This is a genomic window from Psychrobacillus sp. FSL H8-0510, from assembly GCF_038008345.1.
GTDB lineage: Bacteria > Bacillota > Bacilli > Bacillales_A > Planococcaceae > Psychrobacillus > Psychrobacillus psychrotolerans.
On the sequence record NZ_JBBOYZ010000003.1, the window covers coordinates 55,225 to 68,018 of the forward strand.

Consider the following 12,794-nt stretch of genomic DNA (forward strand, 5'->3'; position numbering starts at 1 on the left):
AATTGGTTTAACATTAAGACATTCCTAATAATTATTTTGGATGAATGAGGTTTAGATATAGTATATTATTGTAAGACGGGTTTATTTATTGCTAGTTGTCTGAAGAAAGGTGCATCAGAGCTTTCGCCCAAATAGCTTAGAATTCAATGAAGTAAATTTTGGTATTATTAAGTGTTTACAGAGGGACAGTTTTAAAAGAAAAAAATGAAAAGAGGAGGTTTAAAAACTCCCTTTTCAACAACTTATATTTATGTTCAATTACAATCTCCTTTATTATATACGTAGGGCGCCTTATATTAATTAACCAAATATAGATAAGGATTATATGGAAAATGAAAATATATAATGGCATTGATAAACAGGGAGTATATTACTTTAATTCAAGCCGAGTATTCAGTTTCTATTAATTTCTTATAGTAAGTGTTTCGGCTAACTAATTCATTATGTTGTCCAGTCTCAATCACTCGACCATTTTTTAACACTATAATAACATCTGCATTTTTTACTGTTGAAAGTCGGTGTGCGATTACAATTGTTGTCTTTCCAGATCTTTGTTTATCAATATTGCTTTGAATTTTCTTCTCTGTATCTAAATCTAAAGCAGAGGTGGCTTCATCTAGTATAAGAATCTCACTATCGCGTATTAAAGCTCGTGCAATTGCAATTCTTTGTTTTTGCCCCCCTGACAAGGTCATACCTCTTTCACTTAAAATTGTATCGTACTTTAGGGGAAGTGAACTTATAAACTCATGAATACAGGCTAACTTACAAATCTCTGTTAATTGGTAATCTGTGCATTCCCTGCCTAATAAAATATTACTTCTTATAGTTTCTGAAAATAAATAAGGGTCTTGCAGAACGATACTCACCCGATTTATCCAATCTTTTTTTGAGAGTTGATTTAAATTAATGCCATTGACTTTAATTTCTCCCCCTTGAGGTTCGAAAAACCTTACTAGTAGATTGGCTATGGTTGATTTACCGCTTCCACTAGTGCCCACTAGTGCAATTTTTTTTCCTAATGGAAAATTTAAAGTGAGATGATTCAAAATAGGTTCTTTCATTGTGTCATGTTTAAATACAACCCTGTTTAATGATAACACCCCAATTTTTCCTTGAATTGTTCTATCTCTCTTATTTACGGTTTTAATTTCTAAATGATTCTTAACCTTTTCAATTATGGTTGTCATACTTACCATATTTATTATCACATTACAAGAATTTTGAAAGGCACTTATTAGTTCTGAGGTAAGTTGGTAAATTACCACCAACATTCCAATAGTGATTTCACCAACAAATATAAAATAGCCACCTAACCCTAAAATAAGAAGGAAAGCGCAGGTAGAAAAAAACTCTTGAGTTAAAATTTGCCTTCCAAGGATTTTACCATCCCATAAAACACTTTTATAGTATTTTAAAAATACTTTTGAGTATCTACTGATAAGCCATTGTTCATTATTTGTACTAATCACATCTCTTGTAGAAGAGATTGCTTCCTCAAAAAAGGACACCAATGAAGATTTATTGGTTTGAATTTCCTTTTGTAAAGTCATTCTTTGCTTCGAAAATTTCTTACCGCTTAAAAAATAAAAAGCAGAAAAGACTATAATAACAATGAACATCCAGGAATTAATTTGTATGATAATGGTGCTTACAACAACTAGTGTTGTCAGATGTTTGATGGCATCTAAACTATCGAAGCCAATTAATTTAGAAACAAGTGGTATTTCGTTCGTTAAATGATGAACGTAGTTACCGCTTTTATTTTTTTGTTGAATTTCTATGGGTAGGTTGTGAAAATACAATGTTGACTTTAATATAAGTTTCATTTTAATTGAGCCGAATATTTTATTTTGTAGTAAAGGATTTATAACATATAAAATAGAAAAAGTAATATAACATACTAGAATAATTATCAGTAAGCCAAGCAATTCGTTAGTTTGTCCATGAATAATAACAGTATCAATTATATTTTGCTGTATCCGAATTGAATATATGTAAGTACCAGACTCTAAAATTATTAAAAATATAGTCATTATATACATAAACACATTGGGTTTAATATTAGATAGAATCCATTTTATATTATCCATACTCACCCTCCAAGCTGGTAGGTTCTGTTGTCAAGTTGTAAAAATGCCCCTTTTTTTCATAAAGTTCATCATATGTTCCTTGTTCAACTATTTCACCTTGATTTAAAACAATTATGTTATTACAATTACGTATTGTATTTAAACGATGAGCTACGGTAATAATTGTTTTATCTCGAAAATGATAATCCAGTGCTTTTTTAATACTGTGTTCAGTTATATTATCTAATGCAGAAGTTGGTTCATCTAGGATAATAAGTGACGGATTTCTTAAAAAAACCCGTGCTAAAGCTAACCGTTGCTTTTGTCCTCCCGATAATTTTACTCCTCGTTCACCAATAAAGGTCTCATAGCCATCGGGTAATGATAAGATAAAATCATGTATATAAGCAAGCTTTGCTGCATTAATAACCATTTCTGGTGTAGAATTCAGCTTTCCAAAAAGTATATTTTCAAAAATAGTGGTTCCAAATAAGAATGGTTCTTGAAAAACAAAGCCAATATGCGAGCGGATATCTTTTACTACTAGAGAACGGAAAGACTTTCCATCAAACATGATGTCCCCAATTATAGGATCATAAAAGCGAGTTATTAATTTTAATAAAGTTGACTTCCCACAGCCACTTTTTCCAACAATAGCTACTTTATCACCTTTTTTTATTTCAAAACTTATATTTTTGAAGACTACTTTTTCATCATATGAAAAAGAAACATTTTGGAAAGAAATATTCCCATTTAATACGGGAATATTGTCTTGACTCTCCATTTCTTTTGAATATATAGACATCTTTAAAAATGTATACAATTTTTCTGCACGATGCATAAGTATACTTTGTTCTGTTAATATCGTGATAATTCTGGTAAGTCTCCACATCGTATTAAAATATATTAGAATAAAAGCGACAAACTCTCCAATGGTAATTTGATTATGTTTGATTAGGTATGAGCCGATGATAAAAAGAGCTATTGCTCCAAGATGGTAATTAAAACGTCGAATCGAGCCTCTTAAAAAGGAAAAAAAGAAACTTTTATTACTCCATTTAATATTTTCTTTTATTCGAGAACGAAGCTGACTGTGATTCCAATCCTCAGTATCGGATACCTTAATATCTCTTATTGCCGATATACTCTCATAGATTTTTTGCCCAAGTGTCACTTCGCTGTTAGAGTACTCTTTTGCAGAGTAAGAAGATTGTTTATCTAAATAGGGACCGATTGTATAGTACAATAAAAAACAAGGGACAATGACTAGAGTTAGTAACCAGCTCATGTTTATCATTAAAATCACTGCAATAATTCCAAAAAGTATACTTTTTATTAACTCCGGAAAATAATAACGATATAATTTTTGAATAGCCACTACCTCTGTATTGAATAAGGGTAATAGTTGTCCTGTTGGATTATTTTCTATAAATGGCAAACCTAAACTAAGCATTTTGTGGATCATGTTCTCTTGTATATGGCTAACAGCTTTTTCTTGTATTCTTATTTTTAGTATTTGACTTACTGTTTCTGCAGAAAATTTTATTATAAATAAAAAAGTAAATATCAATAGAGTAGTGAATAGAAGGCTAAACTCCTGTGAAGGAAAAACTTTATCAACTAGTTGTTGGATTAGTTTAGGGATGAGCAGTTCTGAGAAAGATATTATTAAGCTAAGTACAATTAAAAAATAAACGGAAAATTTTATGGGCATTAAAAATGATAAGCACCAAAGATATACTTTAAAAGTACTTTGTTCCTCAGAATATACAGGATTGTTTGTTTTCATTTAACCTCACCTTTTTGCTCTTTTTACACCAGCTTAAGATTATCTAGGCCGAAAGCCTCCGCGGAAATCACTATTTTATTTAGAGTAGTTTACATCAATCTACTTCTAATAATAGGAGAGTTACCCGTGAAAAAGATTATAAAAAGTGAGGTGTAATAATGGTAACTCTTAAGAAATGTCTTATCCTTCATCGCCAGGGTTATACGTTATAAGGGAAATTAGTTAACGTTCGAAGAATACTTTTTTGGGGTAGCACTCTAAGTTCAGCTTTTATTCTTCTAGTAACTTTTCATTTGCTAGTTGTAATACATCATCAACTGTTGATAAGTTTTCCATTTCTTTGTCAGTTATACTCTTTTTAAGTAGTGATTCAAGCTTAACTATAAGTAAAATTATTTCAAGGCTATCAAGGCCCAATGCACTCAATCTATCATCTTTATGAAATTTATTATGTACGTTGAATTCGTTCTTTAATAAAGTAATTAAGTCTTCTTCTGTCATACTTCCTCCCGATGAATCATTATTTAACTAACGAATGGATGTACTAAACTGAAAATTGAAAAACACCCATTCGTTATAAATTAATAAATAGTTAAAATTCTAATTTTATTGCTTTTGATATTAATTTAGGAATGTCTGTATTATCAAGAACAGCTTTGAAATTTTCCGATTTAGGACCATAAGTATAAAGTGGAACATCTACACCTGTATGCCCACCTGTTATCCAGCCTACTAAAGCATATTCAGATACGATATTATTAACTTCAGCAGAAGGGTTAGTAGAAGTACTAATCCTATCTACCTGTTGATCAGTTAAAGTAATATTGGTGTACTCTTTTATTACCTCTTTAATATTGTTTTTAGTGGAGGAAAATTTATTTACCATAAAATCACCAGAAGCAGTAACATTTCTTAAAATTTCAATATTAGAACCGAATTTGTTATAACCTCCCACTGACATACCACCTGTATCATGATCTCCTAGGACAACTACCAAAGTATTTTTATCCTTTTTGGCAAAATCCATAACTTCACTAAACGCTTTCTCGAACGACTCAATATCTTGCATAGCCCAAGCTGCATCGTGATAGTGACCTGCTAAATCAATTTGGCTACCTTCAACCATTAAAAAAAATCCATTCTTATTCTTATTTAGAACATTTATCGCTGTTAATGTCATTTCAGCGAGACTTGGTTGATTGGTTTCCTCTCGATCTAATTCAGGAGCCATATTTTCTTCAGAAAACAAACCAAGTAACTTTTCATTTGAATTAGAATTTAACAATTGGTCTCGATCTGAGATAAATACATAATCTTTTTCTATTGCGCTTTCTATTAGTGAATCAGGGAAAAATTTCTTTCCTCCACTTAGAAGTACATCAACATCGTTGGCGATTAACTGAGGAGCAATTTCATACTGATCTGCCCTCACACCCGTATGAGACGCGAAAGCAGCTGGAGTTGCATCTGTTACGGAAGTTGTTGCTACTAGACCAGTTGATTTTCTTCCTTCATCTTCTATTGCTTCCATGATAGTTTTTAACGGTTTTCCATCGATAGATGTACTAATTCTACCGTTATAAGTTTTATATCCGGTTGCAAGCGCAGTGGCAGCCGCCGCGGAGTCTGTTATCTCTGAACTAGCGGAATATGTTTTAACCATCCCTGAAAGATAGGGGTCTAATAGTGATTCTTGATCTTTATACAACCTATAATTAGTTGCATAGGCGGTAGAATAACCATCTGCAATCATTAATATTACGTTTTTGGGATGGCCTTTGGATAAGGGCATATCTTTATTACCGTATGCTGTATTCTTATCCACTGAGCTAACTGCAATTAAAAGAATAGTAACTAAGAAAATAAGAAATAGTTTTTTATTTAAATACATTTCATTCATTTCTCCTTTTGATATCAGATTGTATACATTGAAACAAAAATACACAACAACTCTCCAGAAAAAATCAACTCTGTGATTTAATTTTCCCTTCAAATATATCCCTAAAACTCCAGGAATATTGATATGTTGGTATAAAAGCCCATCGGTCTTCTCCGGTTTTATTAGGTAAAGAAGCATGAAATAACAAATCATGTAATAGGATGATAGACCCCGCTTCAACTGGTAGCGATACGACGTCTTGCTCATTTATATTTTCGGGAAGAATCCATTTCGAAAAACCATCCCCACCAATATCTTCGTGTTCAATTTTGTTCTTATGGGAACCAGGGACCACTTTTAGGCAACCATTTTCCAAAGTGACATTATCCAATGCAATCCAAAGGGAAAATTTATGTTGTCCTTTCCAATAATGCCAATCTTGATGCCAAGGTGAACCAAAATCTGTTTTTGCATCCTTAAAAACAACTTTATCATCTACAAACTTTATTTCTTCACCTAAAATTTCATTTAATAGACCAATCAATTTAGAATCATTTACTGTTTCTTTGTACAATGAACTAATTCTTGAAAGCCCTATAAAAACACCCTGTTTCTTAAGTTTATCAACATCAAGAGAAACTCGACTTTTCATTTCTCTACCAGTAAAAAAAATATTTTTTACTTCTATTTTTAATTCCTTAACTGTAAATTTTGAAAAGTAGTTATTGAGTATTAAGTAACCATTTTCTTCATAAAACATTTTTAAATTTTGATCCAATATAATGCCTCCTAGTTTTTAATAATTTAAGAATATATTAATTATCAGATTATATCAAATATAATGAAATGTTTGTAATTTCAGAGTGTAGAAAGTATTATATAATTATATTAATCAAAAGGAGGTGATAATATGGCAGAAACAAAATTAAATTTGATAAATGAGAGTCCCTCAATATCGCAATTAATTAATAAATTGAATGATGAAGAATTCATTACTAAGTTTGCAGAGAATCCTCATGTTGCATTAGAAGATTCGGAAATCGGAATGAACTTAGCTGAATTCACTTCATTACTAAGTGAGGACAAACAATTCTATGACCTTGTCATTAAGAAAATCTCTGAAAAGGTAGACGTCTCAAAAATCAATGTAGCGGCTAGTTCATGCTGCACAACACCTACAGGAACATAAAATTTTAACTAAGGAGTGACATCTAATGCCACTCCTTATGTTTATTTGGAGGTAAATGTGGATTACATGGTTAATGCAGAGGAAAAGAATAAAAACAAAATTGGAAATAAATCATTTAATCTTAAAAAATTGGAAACTATGGACTTAAGGATTCCCAAATTTATAACTTTAACAACTTCATACTTAAAAGAGATTACTTACTCCGAATTAGTTTTATTAGCAAATGACTTGCAAACCACTATACCTTCAGAAAACGGATGGGCTATCCGGTCTTCATCAATAGCAGAAGATACGAATAATGTTTCTAAGGCAGGTAAATATAAAACAATCATTATTAATCATCCGAATAACCTACCATCTGCTGTTTATGAAGTAATTGGATCTAATGATTCTATTCAAGAGGAAATGGCAGTAATTATTCAAGCATTTGTTGAAGCTGATTATTCAGGTGTTGTATTTTCTTGTAATCCTATTTCTAATCAAGAAGATATAGTAATAGAGTTGGGAGAAGGTCGCGGCGAAAATATAGTGGGGGGCTTAGTTAATCCATATATTTTTAAAGAAAATAAGTGGAATAATACTCCACAAAAGTTAAAGGTAGAGGTTGTAGAGGAAATTGTTAGTACAGTTAAGCGTGTGAAGAGTGAATTTGTTAATGAAATTGATATGGAGTTTTGTATAAAGGATAATGATATATATTGGTTACAAGTTAGACCAGTAACAACAAGTTTTAAAAAATACAAATATGAGGATATTGAAAAAATTAGGCAGAAATTGAGTGGTAAATGGTTTCTCCTAGATCAATGTACAGAGCCAGTTGCCCCATTAATTCAAGAGTTGGATCCTGCTGGATTATTTAAGTCTAGACAATGGGATACTATTTTTTTCGACAACTATCCATATATACAGATGTTAAATAATATTTCTGATACAACAAGCAATAGTTTTACTGATGTCAAAAAAGATTGGGAAACTATAAAATCCACTTTTGAACCTTTCTTTGATAATTTATTAGAAAAAGAAATCTTAACTCATACTCAAAAGGAGTTATGGGTAGAGTTACTTCAAGTAAGAAAGGTTTTTCGGGAATTTACAAATGTATATATGGATAGAAATTGGATGATGGAAAGAAGAAAAGCTTCAGGTAAAATTATTGATTTTATTAAATTAGCAAATGGTGAGAATACTAATATAGATTACCATTTATCTAGTTTATCAACTGAACTTGGTACATTAACGTCTTTAAAGATTGAAGCGCTAAATAAAGTATTAATTGATGTAAAGAGAAACATTAACCAAGACCTAGAATATTTCTTGAATAATTCTATTAATTTTATAAATTTTCTTAAGGAATTTGGTTATGAAGTACCATATCCAGTATCTATTCATTTGCATACGTTGAGTGAAAAACCAGATATATTACTAGATCGAGTCAAAAAAATGATTAATTCTAATTTTACTTCATCAATTAAAACTAAAGTAAGATGGTTAGAATACGCGGAAGAAATTAGAAATAAATTACCAGAAAGTAAAAAAGAAGAGTTCTATGAAATTCTTGAAGTCTATAGATATTGTTTAAAACGGACTGAAGACGACGACTACCTTTTACAAAAGGGAGCAGCTAGCACCAGAAAAATTTTGCTTGCAATAGGGAAAGTTCTGCTACGTAAAAAGTTAATTGATACGGTTAATGATGTTTTTTTCCTTCAAGTTAATGAACTGGAGGACATGTTAGTTAACGATGATACAACTAAGAAAGATGTCAAAGAGAGAATTTTAAATTTTAAAGAGTCACAAAAACATCTTCCATTTCCAATATTAAATGCAAAAGCCGAAAAAGAAGAAAATAGAATTCTAAATAACAGAATAATAAAAGGGGTGGGTGTTTCAGCAGGTGAAATAGAAGGTGTTGTTTATATTGTGAAAAATTCCTTGGATAGAAATGAATACTCAAATATACCTGCCAATTCAATTGTAGTCGCCCCTGTATTAACGCCTAATTTATCCTACAACTTAATAACGGCTGCAGGAATAATTACTGAAATAGGAGGTTTTTTATCACACGGAGCAATATTTGCTAGAGAGATTCAAATTCCTGCTATTGTTGCTGTAAATAATGTAATGAGCATACTAAAAAATGGGGATAAAGTAAGGATGAACGGAAAAAAAGGAACTATCGAAAGAATATAAAAGAGAATGAGTTGATTTAATTGGGATATTTGTAGGAGATAAGTTAAATACGATGAAATTAAAAAAATTAAACATTCCCTTTAATTATAAAAGTACCATTGATATTGAATTAAATGAACTGAATTACAAAAAATTTCGTTGGATAATTTGTGAAGAGGAGGGAGTAATTACTGGATTTCATAGGAGTATTATTATTGAAGGTTGGGGTTTCTTAGCTGGAGTATTTATTTCAGAAAAAAATTCCGATCCATGGTTGCTTAATAAACTTGTTAAATATGCAATATCTGATTTATCACACCGTGGGTGTATCGGAGTAATTGCTTGGGATACTCACCCTTTATCTAATAAGACTCCTATCCTTATAAGACTTGGATTTAGCCAATATCCATTTCTTGTATATCGTTTTATTTTTGATATTAATGGAATCAATAGTTTGAGAATAATACCTAAAGCAAATCAAATTAAATGGAGATTAGGTAATTCCGAAGACTACCGGAATATAAAAAGTTTACTAAATACCAAAAGCTCATTTATTGATTCTCTACCCATAAAACCTGAAGGTGAAGGGGATAATTGGGTGGTATTACAAGAAAAAAATGCAATAATAGCAGCAATAAATTGGTCTGTTCATGGAAATGTGCTTGAAATTTTCTTTACTCTCTCAAGCCTTATTGGGTTAGATATAATGGATGGTCTTCAATTTTTAGTTTCAGAAGTTATTAAAAATAATGATATTGAATTATTAAAAATAAATTTGGAGCAAAATCGAAAAATTACGCTTATGAGATTAATGTCATGCCATCCTAAAACTTATCAAAAGGGTTACGAGAATACATGTTTAGTAAGAAAGGTTTAACATTAAAGGAGTGAACTTTTTGCGTAAATTCAAAGTAATTTTAATTAACTTAAATTCAGTTCCGAATCTAGAATTTGAACCTGTATTTCCGATTGGTGCAGTATATGTACAGTCTTATTTAAATCAAATTGGAGTTGAAGTAAAGTTTGTGGACTTTCATTTATCTCCAGATAATTTTAATAGTTTAAATTTTCTATATGAAGAAGAGTTCGATAGTATTGCTTTTTCGCTACGGAATGTAGACTCAATGGAATTGGACAGTAAATATTACTTTCCGTATTATAACGAAATTATGACTAGAATAGTCAATAACGCTAAAAAAATTAACCCGTCCGCACTCATTTTACTAGGTGGCGGCGGTTACTCTGTTTACCATAAGGGATTAAAAAATACCTTACCATTTGATGTAGGTATTACAGGTAATGTGGAAGAAGATTTATTTGAGGCCATTAAAAACCACACCCAAAAATTGGATGAGAATTTCAGATTGATTGAAAACTTTTTGCCGTTTGAGATTCAATTTGATGAAAAATTAGTCAAAATATATTTAAGTTTGGGTGCAAAACAAATCGGTTTACCGACTAGATGTGGTGGTAGGTGCCCAATGAAATGTGTTTATTGTTCTTACGGTAAAATAGATAACAAGACAAATATCACGAGACCAATTACCATTCTAAGAAATGATATATTGCAATTGTACAATATGGGTGTAAGAGAGATTTTTTTTACTGACTCCTTATTTAATATTTCACTCTCACATGCAAAAGACATATGTAAAATGCTTATCGAACTTAATTTAGTTGATTTTAAGTGGTCAGCATATGCTAAACCAACAACTAATTTAGAATTCATAAAATTAGCATCTAAGTCAGGATGTAATATGTTGATGATTTCATTTGATACATTTGATCCTAAAATGCTAAGTGAATTGCGCAAAGGATTTAATCAAAAACAAGCCATTGACTTTATTGAAAATTGTAAAGAATGGAACGTTTCATTAATGGGATTATTTCTATTTGGAGGGCCCGGTGAAAATGAAGATTCAATTAAGGAAACATGCCGCTTAATAAATAAATATTTTAGAAGAGGAGAATTTTTCTTCTCGTTTGGAATGCGTGTACTTCCGGGAAGTAGATTGGCTGATTTATCAGAAATTAACGAAGAGGATATGATTCAGCCACTTTTTTGGCCATTTGACGAAAAATGTTTTGATTATGTGATTACTCATCTAGATCAAAAATTCTTGAAATTTACTAACCTAGGAAAAATAACTAGTTGGCGCAGAGAATACAAAAAAATGAATATGTATTTATTCCCTAATGCTAAAGAAGTTGTTTTGAAACGTGATTTGGACGTGGAAGTGGGGCTTATTAATGTATAAAACTTTAATTTCATATGTGAATTATTGGGCGAATTCTAGAGAAAGTAGTATAGCACTAATAGACTCAAGTAGATCAATTAGCTATGGAGAATTGAAATTAGAATTAATTGATATTCAAAAGTTTTTACAGAGCAAAGGTCTGAAAAAAGGGGATACAGTGGCAATTTCTGGGGAGAAGTGTATAAATCTAGTTGTTATTTACCTTTCATCTTTGGGGTTAGGCCTAAACGTAGTACCAGTCCCATTTGACAAAAGTTTTATCAAAAAAACAGATCAAATAATTCGGTTCACTGACGCAAACTATATAATAAATGTGTACAATGATAAGTTTTTGATAACTATTTTGGACGATTCTGAATCTAAGTTCGAATATAAGACATCTATTAGTAGAATAAAGGAAATAACTAATTCTTTACCTATAGATATTGATGATTATAATTATTTTAATTTAACATCAGGTACAACGGGAGAGGTTAAAGCAACTAAAACATGTAATTATCAAATTATCTATAATGCTACACAATTAAATATCCGTTTTCCTCTGATGGAAGAAGATTGTTATTGTTGCCTTTTTGCATCGGATATGCATCCACATGAATTGTTTGTCCGTCCACTCATTGCTGGTGCCAAATCTTTATTATTGACAACAAAAGATTTAAGAAACTTTAAAAAGCAAATATCTAAAAATAATGTTACCCAAATACTTGCAACCCCTAATGCGATAAACTCCCTGTTGCAACTATGTGACAATCCAGATGACTGGGAGAATGTCAAATTCGTTTTAACAGGAGGAGAGAATGTACATATTAACTTAAGGAAAAAATTCTTCGAGCTTACTAACAAGAAATTAACTGTAGCATGGGGAAGTACGGAAACAAACGGAATTGTAATAACTCTACCTGAAGCTTATGCACTTAATAATATGAATACTTTAGGTACACCACTGCCTGGTTATTCAGTAAAAGTTGATCCTGAGACAAATGAATTATTAATAAAAGGTGCATCGTGTATGAGAGGATATTGGAGGGATAATGGACCATCCCCTTTAACTAACGATAGATACTTTAAGACAAATGATATGGCTTCTATAGATGAAAATGGCATCATCCATCATCAGGGAAGGCTAAATTCTGTAATTAAAGCAAGTGGTAGAAAAATTTCATTATTTCATTTAGAAGATATAATTAAGCAAGAACTATCAATTAAAGACTGTTCTTTAGTATACAGAGAGGAAACATCCATACTATATACTTTTGTAATATTACCTCAAGGTGAAAACAATACAAACACAAAAATAAATAACCTTTTATATGAAACCATAAGCCCTATAGGCTTTAGAGTAATTACTTTAGAAGATTTCCCAAGACTTTCAAATGGAAAAATTAACAAGAGGGAATTAATGGAAAGTGTATTAAAATAAAAGACCGAATTTAAATAT

Annotated in this window: 10 protein-coding genes; 5 read left to right on the forward strand and 5 right to left on the reverse strand. The window is 30.9% G+C overall.

Annotated features, from left to right (window positions below):
* Window positions 1-380: 380 nt before the first annotated feature.
* The 5 genes from MHI40_RS22425 to MHI40_RS22445 all read right to left on the reverse strand — a co-directional run bounded on the left by MHI40_RS22425 (window position 381) and on the right by MHI40_RS22445 (window position 6,518).
* Window positions 381-2,093 (reverse strand): ABC transporter ATP-binding protein, encoded by a 1,713-nt coding sequence (locus MHI40_RS22425; RefSeq protein WP_340765747.1) that lies wholly within the window; start codon window positions 2,091-2,093, stop codon window positions 381-383.
* Complete coding sequence (locus MHI40_RS22430; protein ID WP_340765749.1) at window positions 2,086-3,861, reverse strand: ABC transporter ATP-binding protein; 1,776 nt, start codon at window positions 3,859-3,861, stop codon at window positions 2,086-2,088. The genes MHI40_RS22425 and MHI40_RS22430 overlap by 8 nt, the downstream gene beginning before the upstream one ends.
* Before the next feature lie 270 nt (window positions 3,862-4,131).
* Window positions 4,132-4,362 carry an acyl carrier protein gene (locus tag MHI40_RS22435; RefSeq protein WP_340765751.1) on the reverse strand — a complete coding sequence of 77 codons (231 nt, stop codon included), beginning with the start codon at window positions 4,360-4,362 and terminating at the stop codon, window positions 4,132-4,134.
* A 91-nt stretch (window positions 4,363-4,453) separates the two neighbouring features.
* Entirely contained in the window at window positions 4,454-5,752 is a 1,299-nt protein-coding gene (locus MHI40_RS22440; protein ID WP_340765753.1) for an alkaline phosphatase, read from the reverse strand.
* A 73-nt stretch (window positions 5,753-5,825) separates the two neighbouring features.
* The gene (locus tag MHI40_RS22445) at window positions 5,826-6,518 is read right to left on the reverse strand and encodes a phytanoyl-CoA dioxygenase family protein (protein WP_340765755.1); all 693 of its coding nucleotides are present in this window, start codon (window positions 6,516-6,518) and stop codon (window positions 5,826-5,828) included.
* Window positions 6,519-6,650: 132 nt separating this feature from the next.
* Between MHI40_RS22445 and MHI40_RS22450 the strand changes: the two genes are divergently transcribed.
* The 5 genes from MHI40_RS22450 (at window position 6,651) to MHI40_RS22470 (ending at window position 12,776) form a co-directional block, all read left to right on the forward strand.
* Window positions 6,651-6,929: a hypothetical protein gene (locus MHI40_RS22450; RefSeq protein ID WP_340765757.1), complete on the forward strand. Its 279-nt coding sequence runs from the start codon at window positions 6,651-6,653 to the stop codon at window positions 6,927-6,929.
* Window positions 6,930-6,995: 66 nt separating this feature from the next.
* Window positions 6,996-9,119, forward strand: coding sequence for a PEP/pyruvate-binding domain-containing protein (locus tag MHI40_RS22455; protein WP_340766098.1), 2,124 nt, complete (start codon window positions 6,996-6,998; stop codon window positions 9,117-9,119).
* 52 nt (window positions 9,120-9,171) lie between these two features.
* Window positions 9,172-9,975 (forward strand): hypothetical protein, encoded by an 804-nt coding sequence (locus tag MHI40_RS22460; RefSeq protein WP_340765760.1) that lies wholly within the window; start codon window positions 9,172-9,174, stop codon window positions 9,973-9,975.
* A 19-nt stretch (window positions 9,976-9,994) separates the two neighbouring features.
* Window positions 9,995-11,356, forward strand: coding sequence for a B12-binding domain-containing radical SAM protein (locus MHI40_RS22465; RefSeq protein WP_340765762.1), 1,362 nt, complete (start codon window positions 9,995-9,997; stop codon window positions 11,354-11,356).
* Window positions 11,349-12,776, forward strand: a complete 1,428-nt coding sequence (locus tag MHI40_RS22470) for a class I adenylate-forming enzyme family protein (RefSeq protein WP_340765765.1) — start codon at window positions 11,349-11,351, stop codon at window positions 12,774-12,776. The genes MHI40_RS22465 and MHI40_RS22470 overlap by 8 nt, the downstream gene beginning before the upstream one ends.
* The last annotated feature ends 18 nt before the right edge of the window (window positions 12,777-12,794 follow it).